The 14,226-nt window shown below is 45.1% G+C and carries 12 protein-coding genes and 3 pseudogenes; 4 read left to right on the top strand and 11 right to left on the bottom strand.

Annotated features, from left to right (window positions below; genetic code table 11):
- Positions 1 to 126: 126 nt before the first annotated feature.
- The 9 genes from MMY81_RS34695 to MMY81_RS36035 all read right to left on the bottom strand — a co-directional run bounded on the left by MMY81_RS34695 (position 127) and on the right by MMY81_RS36035 (position 9,855).
- Positions 127 to 930, bottom strand: a complete 804-nt coding sequence (locus MMY81_RS34695; protein ID WP_252315694.1) for a class D sortase — start codon at positions 928 to 930, stop codon at positions 127 to 129.
- The gene (locus tag MMY81_RS29910; RefSeq protein ID WP_252315695.1) at positions 923 to 2,647 is read right to left on the bottom strand and encodes a hypothetical protein; all 1,725 of its coding nucleotides are present in this window, start codon (positions 2,645 to 2,647) and stop codon (positions 923 to 925) included. The genes MMY81_RS34695 and MMY81_RS29910 overlap by 8 nt, the downstream gene beginning before the upstream one ends.
- 69 nt (positions 2,648 to 2,716) lie before the next feature.
- Positions 2,717 to 6,214, bottom strand: coding sequence for a hypothetical protein (locus MMY81_RS29915; protein WP_252315696.1), 3,498 nt, complete (start codon positions 6,212 to 6,214; stop codon positions 2,717 to 2,719).
- A gap of 242 nt (positions 6,215 to 6,456) precedes the next feature.
- A complete protein-coding gene (locus MMY81_RS29920; protein ID WP_252315697.1) occupies positions 6,457 to 6,804 on the bottom strand; it encodes a sensor histidine kinase in 348 nt (115 codons plus the stop codon).
- Complete coding sequence (locus tag MMY81_RS29925; protein WP_252315704.1) at positions 6,768 to 7,877, bottom strand: histidine kinase dimerization/phospho-acceptor domain-containing protein; 1,110 nt, start codon at positions 7,875 to 7,877, stop codon at positions 6,768 to 6,770. The genes MMY81_RS29920 and MMY81_RS29925 overlap by 37 nt, the downstream gene beginning before the upstream one ends.
- The gene (locus MMY81_RS29930) at positions 7,870 to 8,553 is read right to left on the bottom strand and encodes a response regulator transcription factor (RefSeq protein ID WP_252315698.1); all 684 of its coding nucleotides are present in this window, start codon (positions 8,551 to 8,553) and stop codon (positions 7,870 to 7,872) included. The genes MMY81_RS29925 and MMY81_RS29930 overlap by 8 nt, the downstream gene beginning before the upstream one ends.
- 220 nt (positions 8,554 to 8,773) lie before the next feature.
- Positions 8,774 to 9,307, bottom strand: a complete 534-nt coding sequence (locus tag MMY81_RS29935) for a chromate transporter (RefSeq protein WP_252315705.1) — start codon at positions 9,305 to 9,307, stop codon at positions 8,774 to 8,776.
- Entirely contained in the window at positions 9,307 to 9,519 is a 213-nt protein-coding gene (locus tag MMY81_RS36030; protein ID WP_374563132.1) for a hypothetical protein, read from the bottom strand. Before MMY81_RS36030 ends, MMY81_RS29935 begins: the two co-directional genes overlap by 1 nt.
- Before the next feature lie 18 nt (positions 9,520 to 9,537).
- Complete coding sequence (locus tag MMY81_RS36035; protein ID WP_374563135.1) at positions 9,538 to 9,855, bottom strand: chromate transporter; 318 nt, start codon at positions 9,853 to 9,855, stop codon at positions 9,538 to 9,540.
- Positions 9,856 to 10,015: 160 nt separating this feature from the next.
- On the opposite strand from MMY81_RS36035, the pseudogene MMY81_RS29945 reads away from it, so the two are divergent.
- Both MMY81_RS29945 and MMY81_RS29950 read left to right on the top strand, forming a co-directional pair.
- Positions 10,016 to 10,461, top strand: a pseudogene (locus MMY81_RS29945) (Lrp/AsnC family transcriptional regulator).
- Positions 10,462 to 10,564: 103 nt separating this feature from the next.
- Complete coding sequence (locus MMY81_RS29950) at positions 10,565 to 11,137, top strand: superoxide dismutase family protein (protein ID WP_252315699.1); 573 nt, start codon at positions 10,565 to 10,567, stop codon at positions 11,135 to 11,137.
- Positions 11,138 to 11,173: 36 nt separating this feature from the next.
- Here the strand turns inward: MMY81_RS29950 and cobT are convergent, their stop codons facing one another.
- Positions 11,174 to 12,208 carry a nicotinate-nucleotide--dimethylbenzimidazole phosphoribosyltransferase gene (cobT, locus tag MMY81_RS29955; RefSeq protein WP_252315700.1) on the bottom strand — a complete coding sequence of 345 codons (1,035 nt, stop codon included), beginning with the start codon at positions 12,206 to 12,208 and terminating at the stop codon, positions 11,174 to 11,176.
- A gap of 180 nt (positions 12,209 to 12,388) precedes the next feature.
- Between cobT and MMY81_RS29960 the strand changes: the two are divergent.
- Positions 12,389 to 13,165: pseudogene (locus tag MMY81_RS29960) on the top strand (DeoR/GlpR family DNA-binding transcription regulator).
- A pseudogene (locus MMY81_RS36040) lies at positions 13,162 to 14,007 on the top strand (Cof-type HAD-IIB family hydrolase). Before MMY81_RS29960 ends, MMY81_RS36040 begins: the two co-directional pseudogenes overlap by 4 nt.
- A gap of 38 nt (positions 14,008 to 14,045) precedes the next feature.
- On the opposite strand, the gene MMY81_RS29975 reads toward MMY81_RS36040, so the two are convergent.
- Positions 14,046 to 14,226, bottom strand: a 181-nt coding sequence (locus MMY81_RS29975; RefSeq protein WP_252315703.1) for a hypothetical protein, incomplete at its 5' end; no start/stop codon positions are given.

Below are 14,226 nucleotides of genomic sequence, written 5' to 3' on the forward strand. Positions count from 1 at the left end.
AGTCAAATTATTAAATTCACAATCTCCATTTTCTAAGTACTTTCTATAAATCAATTAAAGCCGGCCCTTTATACAGAGCCGGCCTGATTTGTCATGAAACAAACCATCATACTATTCGTATTATTTTTATTCATTAACAGGATAGGCATAGATAATAAACCTTTCCGGCGAATCGCCAAGATAATGAAATGGATAACAGGTCGAAAGCGTTAATACTTCTTCCCCCATTGGACGGATAATGCTCCGGTCTTCTCGATCTACAATTTCTGAATCCCTCATTTCATATTCATAAGTCCCGTAAGGCAGCTCGACAATAAACCGATCCCCAATTTCCAATTCTCCAAAATCAGTGAATGTTGTATCCCGGTGACCGGATAACAATATCTGCTCTCCCTGTCCCGGCAGTGCAGTTTCCGCCATATGTCCGACTCCTTTACGAAGACTGTTCGCATCTACTCCCTCCACAACAGGGAGCTCGGCGTCCAGCGATGGAATATGCAGAAGGGCTATACCCTCACCGGTCTGTGGATTAAATGCATCAGCCTGTTCCGTAGAATTAGATGAACTTTCCATTTCCTGGGCAGAATCTGTATTTCTACCTATTTCGCTTTCACCTGGAGGGTCCGCTTCTGATTCATTCACTTCTGATTCACGATCTCTCTGCCCCTCGGTTTCTTCTTCCGAGATTGCCCTTTCCTCTGTATCAGCCTGCTCTTCTTCAGCAGGTGTTGAAGAAGACGAACGGTCTGAACTTCCAAAGAACGAGAACCAGCTGGAATTGCTTTGTTCTTCTTCCGGTCTATCAAGCAGCTCTTCAATTTCGCCGACAGTACTAGCTTCCTCTTGCTGCACGGAAACATATTCATATAGACTGAATCCCAGCATGGCAAGCCCGGCAACAATCAATAATGACGTTAGCTTTCTAATCACTCCGGATCATCTCCTTTTGCTGCTGCACCGGACTCTCCTCTCCTAAATACTCCGTATAATAGTGGTAATAGCCGGATAAATAGTGTTCAATATCATCAATTCTTGTGCGAAATGAGTGATGTCTGATAAAAAACGCCCCTTCAATTTTGTCAGGGTATTTCATATGCATCGCGGTTTCAGGGAAAAAGTAACCATTCATTTGATATAAAGCTCTTTTTTCAATGGTTTCATAAACCCGATCTGTCGGAAACCCTTCCAACAGATGTTCTTTTCCCTGCTGTTTGATCATTCCGATCATATGATGAGCTGCCATTAACAGCTCCAGAAATGTAGGATATGTCGTCTCACGATGGTAAATAAATTCCAGTTTTCGTTCTACATTTCTTAATCCAAACAGATAATATTTATCTTCCGGCAGATACTTCGTCAGCTCATTTGTACAATAACTCAGCCAATGATCATGGTGTTTCCAATAGTCATTTTCTATAAAATAATCAAAGGTACGGATCACTGTGTTCAGCCAGCTTTCGTCTCGATCCAGAGCATAAAGCCGCATTAAGGCAAAGGCAGCTTCCCCATCGTAATAAATAATCCGAAAAGCTTCCTTCACCTGAAGATCCTCTGCGTGCAGAATATGAATAAATCGGCCATCTTTTTCCTGCATCGACTGAATGCCTCGGCCGAGCGCTTTCATCACGTGCATGTATGATGTATCTTCAAATACACTTGTATATTTACATAAAGCCAGCAGAGCGACACCATTAGCACCGAGCTTGATTTCATTATCGTTCTTTTCGTCTACGACATAGGCAGCTGTACCATATGTTCGATGCGACTTTAAAACGATACCCTCGTCGATTAAATAGCCGATGGCTCGATCAATGGAGTTTTTTAAATCATCACTCTTCGTTAACGTATACGCTTCAATCATTGAGTAAATTGTGCTGGCATGCCGAAGCATGTTATACCATTTGATTTCTTTGTAAAAGTGAGTAAAATACCCATAAGTGAAAGCCCCATTTTCTTTTACTTCTCCTGCTAAAAAACGGGAAGAGCTTTCTATAACCTGGAAAACGGTGTCTGCATCTGCCTGGGGCAGCTTCCTCCTGCCATGATTTAACCCTCCGCTCTCCAGCTCTATAACCTCGTCACTCCCGCAGAAAAACCCTATCGTATCAAATAATATAATTTGTTTAACATGCTGTTCTTGAATTGGATAGTTGAACCCTCTATGTGCTTTAGCATAGGCATTGACATTTTTTAATGAAATAACATCCTGCTGCTTTTTATTTGATTTTAATATAAAAGCATTGCTTAATACTTCCTGTTCCATAAAAGCAAGATTGAACTGCTCGTCAAAGGATATTCCTTTACGCAGATAATTCTTCTTCGTTTTTGTGGAAAGCACAAAAAATTCATCCAGACTCATAGACTCTGGTGAAATAACAGCTTCCAATCTGGCCCCAATGATACGGGAACGCTGATGATTTTTATTACATAGCTGCTGCACCATTTTAATGCTTGCTTCTAATGTGTTAGCAGAAGCGGAATAGACGGAAGCTCTCGTTTTGCCATCACTAACAGAGAGAAACACGATAAATTTCTCTTTTCTGCCAAAATAACCACAATTTTTTTCTATTATATCTTTTTCTTTAGAAAGCAGGCTCTGTTTAAGCAGTGAAAATTCTTTTAGTTGTTCTTCTATTTTCCCCGGCATGCCTGATCCTCCTTTTATGCATCGGTATTCTATGTAAATACTCCCCCATATAACAGGGGGAGATAGTAATTACTGCCATTTGTTCCTTCTATTTAATGCCATTTTTGCTAAAATACCAGCCAATGCAATACCAAGACCTGCTAATCCGATAGTGAAGATGTTTGTAGCTGTATCGGGCAGTCTTTCTCCATCTGCCGCTGCTTCTTCACTATCTCCTGTTGCAGATTCATCTCCAGCGGAGTCACCATTATCTGTACCCGTAACGCCGCTATCCTGATCTGCATCTCCGTCGGTACCAGAACCAGAGGCCCCAGCATCTCCGTCCGCATCAGTATCTCCGTCCGCGTCAGCATCTCCGTCCGCGTCAGCATCTCCGTCCGCGTCAGCATCTCCATCGGCGTCAGCATCTCCGTCCGCGTCAGCATCTCCATCGGCGTCAGCATCTCCGTCCGCGTCAGCATCTCCATCCGCGTCAGCGTCTCCGTCCGCGTCAGCATCTCCATCCGCATCAGCATCTCCGTCTGCGTCAGCATCTCCGTCCGCGTCAGCATCTCCGTCGGCATCAGCATCTCCGTCTGCATCAGCATCTCCATCGGCGTCAGCATCTCCGTCCGCGTCAGCATCTCCATCGGCGTCAGCATCTCCGTCCGCGTCAGCATCTCCATCGGCGTCAGCATCTCCGTCCGCGTCAGCATCTCCATCGGCGTCAGCATCTCCGTCCGCGTCAGCATCTCCATCCGCGTCAGCATCTCCATCCGCGTCAGCGTCTCCGTCCGCGTCAGCATCTCCATCCGCATCAGCATCTCCATCCGCATCAGCATCTCCGTCTGCGTCAGCATCTCCGTCCGCGTCAGCATCTCCGTCTGCATCAGCATCTCCGTCCGCATCAGCATCTCCATCTGCGTCAGCATCTCCGTCCGCGTCAGCATCTCCGTCCGCATCAGCATCTCCGTCTCCGTCATCTAAAACAGGAATCTCAACTTCAACAGAAGCAATGGTTTCAGCGAAAATTGCTGCGGATAATAAGTTCTCATTTACCTGTTCTCCAGTAATAGTATAAATACCATCCAGAGGGCGCTCATTATAGAAAATTGTAAAATCTACCATACCTTCATCATTTACTCCTATATCGAGCAATGCGCTGTTTACTGGGAAAAAGATATCATTACCTTCTAGAAAAGCTCCTTCATCTACCGAAAGTAAGGATATAGCATCTTCTTCTGTACTTCCTTCCAGCGCCACTGTTTGAACATTTCCATTTACATCAATATATTCAATTCGATCAATGTTTTCTAAAAGCTCATCTTCAAGACTTAGCTTATAGAAAGAATCATCTAACAAATTCACTTCAGCTAAATATTCGACATTGTACATTGAATTCAAGCTCTCACTATCCGTATCATACTCTCCAGTGATTGCTGCATCCGCATCGATAGCAATGTCTATTCCACCATCACCATCTCCGTCCGCATCCGCATCCGCATCTCCATCCGCATCAGCATCTCCATCCGCATCAGCGTCTCCGTCCGCATCAGCATCTCCGTCCGCATCAGCGTCTCCGTCCGCATCAGCATCTCCGTCGGCATCAGCATCTCCGTCGGCATCAGCATCTCCATCCGCATCAGCGTCTCCATCCGCATCAGCGTCTCCATCCGCATCAGCGTCTCCATCTGCGTCAGCGTCTCCATCTGCGTCAGCGTCTCCGTCGGCATCAGCATCTCCGTCGGCATCAGCATCTCCATCCGCATCAGCGTCTCCATCCGCATCAGCGTCTCCATCCGCATCAGCGTCTCCATCCGCATCAGCGTCTCCATCCGCATCAGCGTCTCCATCTGCGTCAGCGTCTCCATCTGCGTCAGCGTCTCCGTCGGCATCAGCATCTCCGTCGGCATCAGCATCTCCGTCGGCATCAGCATCTCCGTCGGCATCAGCATCTCCGTCGGCATCAGCGTCTCCGTCCGCGTCTCCATCGCCATCATCTAAAATAGAAAAGCTAAATGTTTGTTCGGTATCTGCTAGTGCTTCAACAGAGAGAAGGTTTTCATTCAATTGTCTTCCAGTGCCTTCGTAGGTTCCAGCAGCCGGTGTCTCTGAGTAGCTGATTGTGATATCAAAATCAACACCGTTAAGCACACCAATATCGACTAATCCGCTCGCCGGAATTAGTATTCTATTGTTCTCTTCATCCAAAAATGCTTCATCTTCTGTAGGGTTCAGGCTGACGTTCACAACACCACTGCCAGCTTCAATAATTTCAATGTTTTCGATGATAGAAGAATCAGTAAACTCTGGAGGAAGTTCAATAGCATAGAACGTTTCATTTAATGCGCCAGCTGTAACTAAATAATCAACCCCATAGTTCACATTAAGCTGATTAGAAGTTTCGTCAAATGTTCCCGATGCATCGGCATCACCTACTACAATTATATCTAAACCACCGTCAGCATCTCCGTCCGCATCCGCATCAGCATCTCCATCCGCGTCAGCATCTCCGTCGGCATCAGCGTCTCCGTCCGCATCAGCATCAGCATCTCCATCTGCATCAGCATCTCCATCCGCATCAGCATCTCCATCCGCATCAGCATCTCCGTCCGCATCAGCATCTCCATCTGCATCAGCATCTCCATCCGCATCAGCATCTCCATCCGCATCAGCATCTCCGTCCGCATCAGCATCTCCGTCCGCATCAGCATCTCCATCCGCATCAGCATCTCCGTCCGCATCAGCATCTCCATCCGCATCAGCATCTCCATCCGCATCAGCATCTCCATCCGCATCAGCGTCTCCATCCGCATCAGCGTCTCCATCCGCATCAGCGTCTCCATCCGCATCAGCGTCTCCGTCGCCTTCATCTGCTACTGTGAAATCAGTTGTCCCAGCATTAGCTGTTCCTACCGTTACATCAACCAAGTTTCCATCGGTAGAAGCAGCGGAAACAGGATAGGTTCCTGGAGCCAGCGGCTCATCAAATGTAATTCCCAGATCCACCTGAAGATCAGAGCTTAATCCTAATAAGTCTAGAATAGCAGAAATATCAATTATTCCTAAATCACCGTCCAGGGCACTAAGCAAATCAGCACTTAATAATTGAGAAAAATCAACCCTGACCTGGTTGCCATCTACAACCGCACTAGGATTTCCGGAAGTTACACTAAGAAGCCCCCCTGATACGGTAGGTGTTCCTACTGTTGCATTATCGAGGACCCCTTCAGGAAACTCAAATATGACAACCCCGTCTTCAAGTACGCTGACATCTGCGAGAGAGCTGGCAGAATAGCTGAGATCCAGAGTCTGACTTTCCGGCGTATATGTGGAACTTAAGGAATTATTCTCAAAAATACTGACATCAATCGCTTCTGCACTCTGCGTGCCTGATAGAATATTACTCATGGAGCTGATTGTATTAGAACCTGTTTTGGTCCCGTAATCATTCATCGCTCCGCCTGCAAACGGCATAATCGTAATCGAGGCAGCGGTCATGACAGCTATGGTTTTGCGTTTATGTCTTTTTTGGCTCCGATCCATTTTTTTCCGATAATCAATATGTTTTACATGCTTTTTTTTCATTTGGTTCCCCCCTATTTTTTAATGAAGAAAGATTTGCTTCCAGTGATTTCGACCATAGATATTCTGGATTCAAATAAAAACACTCCCTCTCATTGACAAAATATTTCATTTCTAGTGTAAAATATTAATAAATCTGAAAATTTAGATATTCTCATATTTTTTCAAATATCTAAATATGTATGTGTTTTATACAAAAAAATCCGTTTTTCCTTAAATAAGGAAAAACGGATTTACTGTAGATTTTATTCAGCAGGAAAACGCAATACAAAGGTAGTCTCACCCGGATTGCTGCTTTTGAGGATTAAATCTCCATGTAAACTCTGGGCAATCATTAAACTAAAAGCAAGTCCAAGACCAAGTCCATGTGTCTCATACTTCTTGTTTTCTCCACGGAAGAATCGTTCAAAAATATATTCTTTCTCTTTTTCTTCAATTCCTTTGCCGCTGTCTGTCACTTCAACATAGGCCTGGCCGTTTTCCTGCTTCACATTCACATGAATCGTTCCTTCAGCTTCCGGACCAAAGGACTGCTGTGCGTTGTTCAACAAGTTAATCATAATCTGCTGAAGTCTGGCAGAATCAATCTGCACATATATTTCTTCGTCAGGGACATCCAGATGAAGGGTCGTCCGGCTTTCTTTATTTGTGATGCCCCATTGGTGGACGACCTCCTGCAGCAGACCTCCCATTTCTCTTTTTCCATCACCACATTCACACCGTTGGCGCTGAATGTATTGAAAGCAAGAAGATCTGCCACCATCGTTTTCATCCGTTCTGTTTCTTTCAGAGAAATATCAATAAATTCCGCCGCTTCTTCATCTGTCACTACATCATCCTTTACAGCCTGCAGCAGTCCGCTGATAGAAGTAACCGGGGTTTTCAGTTCATGCGTCACCCCGGCCAACAGCTCCGTACGAAGTTTTTCAAGCCGCTGCAGCCTGGCGGACATCTCCTTAAAAGAGTCCACGAGCTCATGAATTTCTTTTTCACGGATATTTTCCGGAAGCGTAAAGTTATAATTTTGTTCTTTGACAAGCTTCGCGGCACCCGATACCCGCTTCACAGGATAGGAGAGCCTGCGCGACAAAATATAAATAGTCAGCCAGCCAAGTAAAGCAAGCGCTACAACCATAATAGCTACCAGGCTGTATTCCTGGTTTAACTGAGCCACTTCATTCACCGGCTGAATAATAACCACCCAGCCAATATTGGCCCCGTCTTGAATAATCGGTGCTTTTACTAAAAAAGAATTCCCCACCACGTCAATATTTAAGCGCTGAATGGAATCCTCCTTTTCCAGAACACTGGCAGGGAAAGCAAGCTCCGGTTCAAACCCCCGGATAGCATTGCTCGTAATCGACTCCCCATTGTTGTCTACAATATAAATAAGGGGGTTGGTTTCAACATTAAGTACACTCTGTCTATCCTGAAAAAAATCAGGAACTTCTTCTCTTGGCAGCGTTCCGCTTTCGCCCCCTTCTGTCGCGACACGATCTGCCATTTCCTGAGCTACAAGCTGTGTCACGTTAAGTCTGTGATCTACTGTTGTCTGACGGATCCAGAATAAAGAGAGCGCAGCGATAATAAGCAGGCCGATGAGCAGGGTAAGCAAATAGCGGGTCGTCCAGTAGCGGAGAATAGACACTTTCCGGTTTTTATTCATAAACACAGAACTGATACCCCAATCCCCGCAGCGTCTTAATCTCTCCTTCTGTAGATGGCCAGTGTTTTAAGGACTGGCGGATTCGTTTAATCGATAGATCGACAGCACGGTCACTGCCTTCGTAGTCCATCCCCCATACGTGATAAATAATCTGCTCGCGTTCCATCGTTTGATTCGGATGATCGGCAAGAAATAAAAACAACGATAAATCCCGTGGAGAAAATGTTATATCAACCCCATTTAAGGTGACTCGGTGCGCTTTGGTATAAACGGTAAGGCTCCCGAAATGCTGAACGTCTTCCTCGGATAGAGTAGTCCCTGAGCGCCTGAGAACGGCCTTCACACGAGCAACTACTTCCTTGCCATCAAACGGCTTTGGTATGTAATCATCCGCTCCTTCATCAAGTCCCTTCAAGCGGTAATCCATATCACCAAGTGCTGTCAGCATAATCACAGGGCAGGCGCTTTTTTCTCTTATATGTTTAAGTATAGACCAGCCGTCACGACCAGGAAGCATCACATCAATCAACGCCAGATCCGGTCGTTGATGATCGAAAGCTTTTACTGCTTCATCTCCATGATAAACCTGTTTAGTTTCAAATCCGGCTTTCTGCAGATAGGCTTTTAATACCTGGCTGATTGAAGCTTCATCTTCTATAATAAGTATTTTTTCCATTTAGGTCCCCTCACTTTTTTCCAGTATACCAACTTTTTTATATACGTAAAAAACAAACGGACAAAACAGCATTTTCTTTAAATATGTAATGATATAAAGAAAGAGCCTCCGATGGCGTTCGGAGACTCTCTCTTATATATTATTTAAAAGGGGGTATGAATATAATATAAAGGCTTAATGTGTCCGGTATATGTCGAACGAAAAAAGATTTAAATTTTTTTCAGCTTCCCAGAAACAAAATGCCGTATATGATAGAGAGAATAATAACGAAAGCCGGATGCACTTTCCATTTTTCCATCAGCAGATAGCTTCCTACAATTAATAGGATCGTCTGCACCGCACCTGCTCCGTCCAGTGCGCTTTCAAGAAATTGAAAGGTTAGAATACCGAGCAGTACAGCGATAATCGGCCGTACATAGGTTGTCAGCCTTTTTACTTTTGGTGACTGACGGTAGGCATACAGCAGGCCCATGAGCAGCAGCATTAAAATAAGCGAAGGTGCAATCGTTGCAAAAAGGGCTACAACAGCACCGAATACGCCCCCGGCTTCATAGCCGATGTAGGCGGCCATTTTTGTCGCTATAGGACCCGGCAGCGCATTTCCAATGGCCAGCACTTCACTGAATTCTCCTACGCTCATCCAGCCGTACCGTTCTACTACTTCATACTGAATCAGCGGAATCGAAGCCGGGCCTCCGCCATATCCAAGAATACCCGGCAGAAAAAAAGCTACAAAGATTTCCCAGTAGATGATCATGCTGTCCCCTCCTTCTTTTTATCTTTTTGAAGCAGGGCAGCAGCAATTAAAAGAACAATGACAATCGCAGGATGTACATTAAGCACACTGATAATCAGAAGGCCGAAGATAATAAAGAATAATACGCGCACCCAGCCCAGATCCTTCGTCGATTTTTGAATAAAGCTCCACGTAAGCACTCCCATCATGACAGTAACAACAGGCAGCACTCCATTGGTAATCCCGTTTCACCCATGCCGCATCCTGAAAGTTGGCAAGTACGGCAAATAGAGCATCATTAATACCGCAGTCGGTCCTACAATCGCGATAACTCCGTTTACAGCTCCAAGGGCACCGCCCTTTTTATAGCCGATGTACCCGGCAAGCTTTGTAACAATAGGTCCCGGAAGCGTATTTCCGAGCGCCAGTACATCTCCAAACTCTTCATCTGTCATCCATTTATAATGCTCGACCACCTCTTTATGTACTAAAGGAATAGAGGCCGGGCCGCCGCCGTACCCAAGCATCCCTACTCGGAAAAAAGCTAAGAAAATCCGCCACTGCATATAACCGTCTCCCTTACTTTTGTTTTCATTATCTTAACATATAATAACTAATCGATGTATTTTATCGAAAAATAACTTCTTTTTGTTTAAATTCATCACTATCTATTTACCTTATGTTAAAATGATTAAAAATAGTAAACAAAAAAGAAGGAGTGTTCTCATGCTCGACAAATTAGATCAGGGAATTATTGATTGTCTGGTCGAAGACGGCCGCATGTCTTATGTAGAAATTGGCAGACGTTTAAATATTTCTCGTGTGTCTGTAAGAGACAGGGTGCAGCAGTTAAAAGAAAAAGGGATTATCGAACGTTCAGTGTAGTAGTTTAATTCAGAAAAAACCGGTAAAACCGTTTCTGCATTTTTTGAAGTTGATTGTGAACCGGCATCGCTCGTAGAAGTTGCGGAAACGCTCGTGGACATCCGAGTGTCGCCAGCTGTTATCAAATGACCGGTCCAGTACTCTGCATATGCATGTACTTGTCGATGATTTTAAGCGGCTAGAAGTGTTTATCAACGAAGAGCTTTTATGCACTAGAAGGCATCACCCGCGTAGAAAGCCATATTCTTTTAAGACGATTTAAAAGCAGGTCCGGTCTGAAGCTTTAAAACAATATACTTTTCAGTTGTGGCATATTTGTGAATTGTCGTTTAAACCTCTTCATTTAAGTGAAAACATAAACATAGTAACATTTATAAAGGGGAGAAAACTATGTGGAGAAAAAACATGCTCTTTCTTTTTGCAGCAGCACTTCTTTTCGTTCTTGCTGCCTGCGGAGACAGTGGAGCAGAGGATGAACAGGATGAGATTGCCTCAGAAGGCGGTCAGTATACGGCCTCGGCTAATGTAATGACAAGTGATGAAGCAGATGCCGGTACGGCTGAAATTGTGCAGGACGAAGATGGAACAGTTACCGTCCAGCTTGACCTTTCCGGTCTTCCGGCCGATAGTACGCACGGTATCCATATCCATGAAACAGGGGAATGTACAGCGCCGGACTTTGAATCAGCTGGCGATCATTTCAATCCGACTGATGCAGAACACGGTACGGAAGCAGAAGGAGGCCCTCATGCCGGAGACCTTCCGAACATCGAAACTGATGAAAATGGAGAAGTCACAACGGAGCTTGATGCCTCTGATGATATTATTGTAGATCGTCATGAAGATAATTCTCTATTTGATGATGACAATACAGCACTTGTTATACATGAAAATGAAGATGACTATGAAACACAGCCTGCCGGTGATGCAGGCGACCGCATTGCTTGTGGTGTTATCGAGTAAATACAGTAAAAGACCGCCCTCGAAGGCGGTCTTTTTTTAATACCCGGCTAAATCATCAAAAGTTGCCATGTCTATAACCATCGCTGAAGATGCTTCCACTATAGAGTGGGCAAGTAGAGCCCCTGTTCCTTCTCCGAGCCTCATACCGAGATCCAGTATCGGCTCCAGCCCGAGCTTTTCCATAGCAAAGGCGTGGCCCTTTTCTGCGGAACGATGTCCTAACAATAAATAAGACTTGATTTCCGGACATAGGTTCACAGCAGCCAGCGCTGCCGTTGTATTTATGAATCCATCCACAATAATCGGAATTCTTCGTTGGGCCGCTTCCAGCATCGCCCCTGTCATTCCCGCTATCTCAAACCCGCCTACTTCAGTCAGCACGCTCCATACGTCTGCCGGATTCGGTTTTCTTTCGGCCAGTGACTCCCGGATAACCGCCTGCTTCTGTTCAACACCTTTATCATCCAGACCGGTTCCTGCTCCAGTTACTTCTGCAGGATCGACCTGATACAAAGCGGCCAGCACCGCGCTGCTTGATGTTGTATTTCCTATTCCCATTTCGCCGGTAATAAAGCATTCCAGCTCGTTCGCTTCTATAAAAGCAGCCGCTTCCTCTCTGCCAACATTTACCGCCGCTTCGGCCTGCTGTTTTGTCATCGCAGATTCTTTCCTGAAATTTTTCGTTCCATTTCCTATTTTACGGCTGATGCCGATAAAATGAGGATCCAGCTCCGCGGCCATGCCTATATCAACCAGTTGAAAGGCAGCATGTTTATTTTTTGCAAAAGCGTTAATGGCTGCGCCTTCATGCTGGAAGTTTTTAGCCATCTGTCCGGTGATTTGCTGCGGAAAGGCAGAAACTCCCTCTTCGGTAATACCATGATCAGCTGCAAACACGAGTACGCCTGCTTTCTTTATGGAAGCTCCGCGTTTTCCAGTAATACCGGCAAGCTGAACGGCTATATCTTCCAGCTTCCCCAGGCTTCCCGGCGGCTTTGTCAGCGTTTGTATATAGCTGTATGCTTCCTCCGCCGCTTCTTTATTAAACGGTGGAATCTTAAATGTCTGCATGTCAGATCTGCTCCTCATCTATTATGTATGACTACTCTTTTATTATTGTAGCAATTCTTTTCTTATCAATTGAACTTATTATTTTATATCATAAAAATCATTATAAGTACTTATATCCACTTAATAAAACTTGTGATATTATCAATATATCACTTACTTTCACTTATCCAGGAGGCAGCCATGTATCAAGAAGAAAGACTGATTGCGATTATAGATTACCTTGAAGAACATGAGCGCGTGTCGGCAGCCGTTATCTGCGATTTGTTCGGTGTATCTAAAGATACCGCCCGTCGTGATCTTGTTCCGCTTAGAAGAGGAAAATCGTATTATCCGGACAAGGGGCGGCGCTATCCTCCCGAGCAGGCATGATTATGTAGGCGACTATCAGCAGCGTCTGCAGACCGTATCTACAGAAAAAAGGAAATTGGAACGCATCGCTGCTTCTCTTGTTTATCATGAAGATAAGGTAATTCTTGATGCTTCCACTACGGTTCAGGCGTGCGCAGAGTCTATAAACGACCAATCCTGCACAGTTATTACGAATTCCACCCACCAGGCAGCCATCCTTTCTTTAAAACCGAATGTCCGCATTCATATTTTAGGAGGAGAACTGCACAAGGAGCATCAGTTTCTGCATGGCGAATCCGTCACGGATAAGTTAAGTGAGTATTTCACAGATACGGCATTTCTTGGAGTTGTCGGCATTTCGGAAAACGGCCTGACTATTGCACATGAAGAGGACGGCATGGTGAAGCGCAGAATGATCAAACAGGCGAACGCCGCATTGCGCTTGCCGACCATTCAAAAATAGGGGTAACGTCTTATTACAAATTTGCCGAACTCTTTGAAATGGACGTATTGATTACCGACAGACCCCCATCTTCTGCTTTCCAAAAGCTTCTCAGCCAAAACGGAGTGGAGCTCATTGTCAGTACAGAAAGGAAAGACAACCAATGAGAAAATTAGTTGCTGTTGATTTAGATGGAACGCTTTTAAACAGTTCCAGCACAATCAGCACGGAAAACCTGGACGCTATCCGCAGAGCCCAGCAGAATAATATAGAGGTAGTTATCGCAACAGGCCGTGCCCATTTTGACGTAAAGTACCTTTTTGAAGGCACAGGCATAGACACATGGATTATTGCAGCCAACGGTGCTACTCTGCATACTCCTGATTATAAAGAACATACCAAAATCCCTCTTGATAAACAGGAAGCGCTCTCTGCGCTTGACTGGCTGGAAAAAAATCGTTTCTACTATGAAGTATTCAGCAATAACGCTATTTACACTGCGCAGAACAGCCGTGATATTTAACGATTGAAATGGACCGCATTTCGAGTGCCAACCCCGGTATACAGAAAGAAACCCTTTTGCAGTCTGCCCGCAAGCAATACAGTCAGTTCGGTTTTTCTTTTATCGACAGCCCCGGGAGCTTGCTGATGAATCGATTGATCTGTTCAATATTCTTGCCTTTTCTTTTTGAGCGCAGAAGCTTGAGCTTGGCTGGAAAGAGTTTGAAGACCGTAAAGAACTTACCCTTGTAAGCTCGTCCATAATTTGAACTGGAACCCACTGCTCCAAAGGAAAAATGCTGAGCGGCTTGCTGAAGAACTTGGAGTCACGATGGAGCAAACAATGCGATTGGTGACAGTTTAAACGATGTATCCATGGCTTACGGCAGCCGGCCGGGGCTTTGCTATGGCCAATGCACTTGAAGAAGTGAAACACATCAGTACAGAAATAACGCGAAGCAATGACGAACATGGAGTGGCCCACGTGCTTCATCAACTCATCGATTAACAGCTAAAACCCGGTGCACGGCTGCACCGGGTTTAATCTTATGCCGTTTTAGGTGCACCCTGATTTCCGCTCCTTGCTTTTTTAACCGTTACGGCAATGGCACCGGCCCAGAATGCCAGAATGGCAAGATGAATGATCGCGCTCCATTCATCTGAGACGTGAATGGTCGTTAACAGCGTCCGGGCATTGGTTAAATAATGAATCCGCCGACAAGCACCC

It is taken from the genome of Sinobaca sp. H24 (assembly GCF_023845525.1).

Excerpts from the sequence above, each read along its gene's own strand:
- MMY81_RS29930 (WP_252315698.1), bottom strand. The coding sequence starts at position 8,553 with ATGGAAAAAATACTTATTATAGAAGATGAAGCTTCAATCAGCCAGGTA.
- MMY81_RS29950 (WP_252315699.1), top strand. The coding sequence starts at position 10,565 with ATGTGGAGAAAAAACATGCTCTTTCTTTTTGCAGCAGCACTTCTTTTC.
- cobT (WP_252315700.1), bottom strand. The coding sequence starts at position 12,208 with ATGCAGACATTTAAGATTCCACCGTTTAATAAAGAAGCGGCGGAGGAA.
- MMY81_RS36035 (WP_374563135.1), bottom strand. The coding sequence starts at position 9,855 with ATGCAGTGGCGGATTTTCTTAGCTTTTTTCCGAGTAGGGATGCTTGGG.
- MMY81_RS29925 (WP_252315704.1), bottom strand. The coding sequence starts at position 7,877 with ATGAATAAAAACCGGAAAGTGTCTATTCTCCGCTACTGGACGACCCGC.
- MMY81_RS29910 (WP_252315695.1), bottom strand. The coding sequence starts at position 2,647 with ATGCCGGGGAAAATAGAAGAACAACTAAAAGAATTTTCACTGCTTAAA.
- MMY81_RS29915 (WP_252315696.1), bottom strand. The coding sequence starts at position 6,214 with ATGAAAAAAAAGCATGTAAAACATATTGATTATCGGAAAAAAATGGAT.